The 2,505-nt window shown below is 58.9% G+C and carries 3 protein-coding genes; all 3 read right to left on the bottom strand.

What is annotated here, in order from left to right:
- Window positions 1-22: 22 nt before the first annotated feature.
- The 3 genes from tnpC to MKI86_RS23740 all read right to left on the bottom strand — a co-directional run bounded on the left by tnpC (window position 23) and on the right by MKI86_RS23740 (window position 2,381).
- On the bottom strand, window positions 23-1,615 hold the full coding sequence (tnpC, locus tag MKI86_RS23750; RefSeq protein ID WP_241605990.1) for an IS66 family transposase: 1,593 nt from the start codon (window positions 1,613-1,615) through the stop codon (window positions 23-25).
- Window positions 1,616-1,689: 74 nt separating this feature from the next.
- Complete coding sequence (tnpB, locus tag MKI86_RS23745) at window positions 1,690-2,034, bottom strand: IS66 family insertion sequence element accessory protein TnpB (RefSeq protein ID WP_151045091.1); 345 nt, start codon at window positions 2,032-2,034, stop codon at window positions 1,690-1,692.
- Window positions 2,031-2,381, bottom strand: a complete 351-nt coding sequence (locus MKI86_RS23740; RefSeq protein ID WP_241605988.1) for a transposase — start codon at window positions 2,379-2,381, stop codon at window positions 2,031-2,033. Before MKI86_RS23740 ends, tnpB begins: the two co-directional genes overlap by 4 nt.
- Window positions 2,382-2,505: the final 124 nt, after the last annotated feature.

Genomic DNA, 2,505 nt, shown 5'->3' with positions numbered 1-2,505 from the left:
GTAAGCGGGGAGCTGAGGCCGTTTAGGCCTGGTAATTCCATGGCATGAGAGCGTCGATCTCGCTGCTGGGCCACCCCCTTGCGAGACGCTCCAGCGTTTGGGTTAGCCAGGCTTGAGGATCGACGGCATTCATCTTTGCCGTTTGCAGCAGCGTTGCGATCGTGGCCCATGTCCTGCCGCCGCCGTCACTACCTGCGAAGAGGCTGTTCTTCCTGATGATGGCCTGTGGTCTGATTGCCCGCTCAACAATGTTGGAGTCGAGCTCGATCCGGCCGTCGGTCAGAAAGCGCTGGAAGACGTCTCGGCGCGAGATGGCATAACGGAGAGCTTCGGCGAGTTTGGATTTTCCCGAGACCCGCGGCAATGTTGCCTGCCAGAGTGTGAAGAGGTCACGGACAATTATCGCCGACCGTTCCTGACGCGCTGCGACACGGGCCTGAGGATTTTGTCCGCGGGCGGTTTCCTCGATCTCCCACAGCTCTGCCATGCGCTCGACTGTTTCTGTGGCGACCTTCGAGCTCTTGGCGACATGCAGTTCATAGAACTTCCGGCGGCTATGCGACCAGCAGCCAGCCAGGACAACGCCGTCATTGCCTCCATCTTTGCGGACGAGTTTGTTATAGGCACCATATCCGTCGACCTGCAGGATCCCGCGATAGCCGCTGAGATGCCTTGCAACGCATTCGGTCGCTCGGCTGTCCTCGAAGCGATAGGCCACCATCGGTGGACCGTTGCCTCCGAATGGCCGGTCATCCCTGGCATAGGCCCATAGCCAAGCCGTCTTTGCAGACCCGGATCCGGGCGCAAGCGTCGGCAAGGTCGTTTCGTCGGCAAAAATCCGTTCGGCCTTCTTGATCTCGTTCAGAATATAATCAGCGAGGATGTCGAGCTCGAACCCCAGCTTGCCCATCCATTGGGCCATGACCTTGCGGTCGAGTTCGACCTTGTCACGCGCGTAGATCGCTTCCTGGCGATAGAGGGGGAGGCCATCGGCATATTTGGAGACTGCGATCTGGGCCAGGAGCGCTTCTGTTGGAATGCCACTTTCGACGATGTGTGGCGGGGCCGCGGCCTGGATGACGCCATCCTCATTCTTAAAAGCGTATTTGGGACGGCGCGTGACGATGACACGGAACTTGGCCGCAACAACGTCCAGTCGTTCGGAGACGTCTTCTCCGATCAGGATCTTCTGCTTACCTGCGTGTTCCGGCAACTCTTCCGGTTCGATCACCACCTCGATGCGTTCAAGATGCGGCGCGAAGCCCTTGCGTGGACGCGGTGCGCGTTTGCCATCCGGGTTCGCGCCACCTTTCGTGACCTGGGCTTTTATCGCCGCAATGCCGGTCTCGATCTCCTCGAAGACAAAGGCATGCTGCTCATCATCGACGGCGGCTGCTACTAGTTTTTCGGAGCGCCGGCCGAAGCGAGCCCGATCAAAGGCTTTGAGGATCTGGGTCAGCCGCTCGATGCGCTCATCGGCATCAGCATTCCGGGCCTCGAGGTCATCGACCTGCTTCTCCAAAGCTTCGACGCGCGATGCCTTTTCGGCCATCGCGAGGACCATGGCCTTGAGGGCCTCAACATCATCCGGAAGCTCAATCTCGGGTCGCGTCATGAACCTGATCAGAGCATATTTTGCCGTGACCCGCCCGCAGTTTCAGGCCCCTGATTCATTTCGCCGCAGTGGCTTTACCCAACAATCTCGGGCGGCTTGACAGGCGTGAAGCGAACCCGCTTCCAGTCCATTCCGTCGACCAAGGCCAAGAGCTGGGCATGATTGAGCTGGACCCGGCTGTGTCCGATGCGCGGCCAGCAGAACTGCGCTTTCTCAAGCCGCTTGGCGTAAAGACAAACACCGGAGCCATCCCACCATACGATCTTGATCCGGTCTGCTCGTTTCGCCCGGAAGACATAGAGAGCTCCGTTAAATGGATCACTGCCAGCATCGCGCACCAACGACAGCAGGCTGTCTGGCCCCTTACGGAAGTCGATCGGATGGCTCGCAAGAAAGACTTTTACGTTCGACGGGATCATGCCGACCGCACCGCTTTGATTACGCGACGGAGGTGTGCTTCATCGGCATCCACGCCCGCCCGGACAACGACGTCGCCGATAATGATCTCGATGGCCGAGTTGGTCGCGATTACAGATCCCATCTGGCTTTCGGCCAACGCCGATGGCTCCGGGGCGCTCTCGGTCACAAGTTCTCGCCGCCACCTATAGAGCTGCGAGGGAGTTATGCCGATCCGTCGTGCGATCGCCGAGATGTTCACTCCAGGTCGGCATGCCTCCTCAACGGCCTCAAGCTTGAACTCGTCGGACCAAAAACGGCGCAACTGCCGGGGAGCCCCCTCAAGTCGATCCGTTACGGCTTCAATCATATGGATCATTCTAGGGCTAGCCGCAGGCGTAGACATAGATCCTCACAATCAGAGAATATCACATGCCTGAAGCCATAGCCTGATGGTCATTATCCCTGCCAGATGGGGTTTGCTTGCCGCTTAC

Source organism: Shinella sedimenti (assembly GCF_022601905.1).
GTDB classification, from domain to species: domain Bacteria; phylum Pseudomonadota; class Alphaproteobacteria; order Rhizobiales; family Rhizobiaceae; genus Shinella; species Shinella sedimenti.
This window is presented reverse-complemented; position numbering and strand designations above follow the sequence as displayed.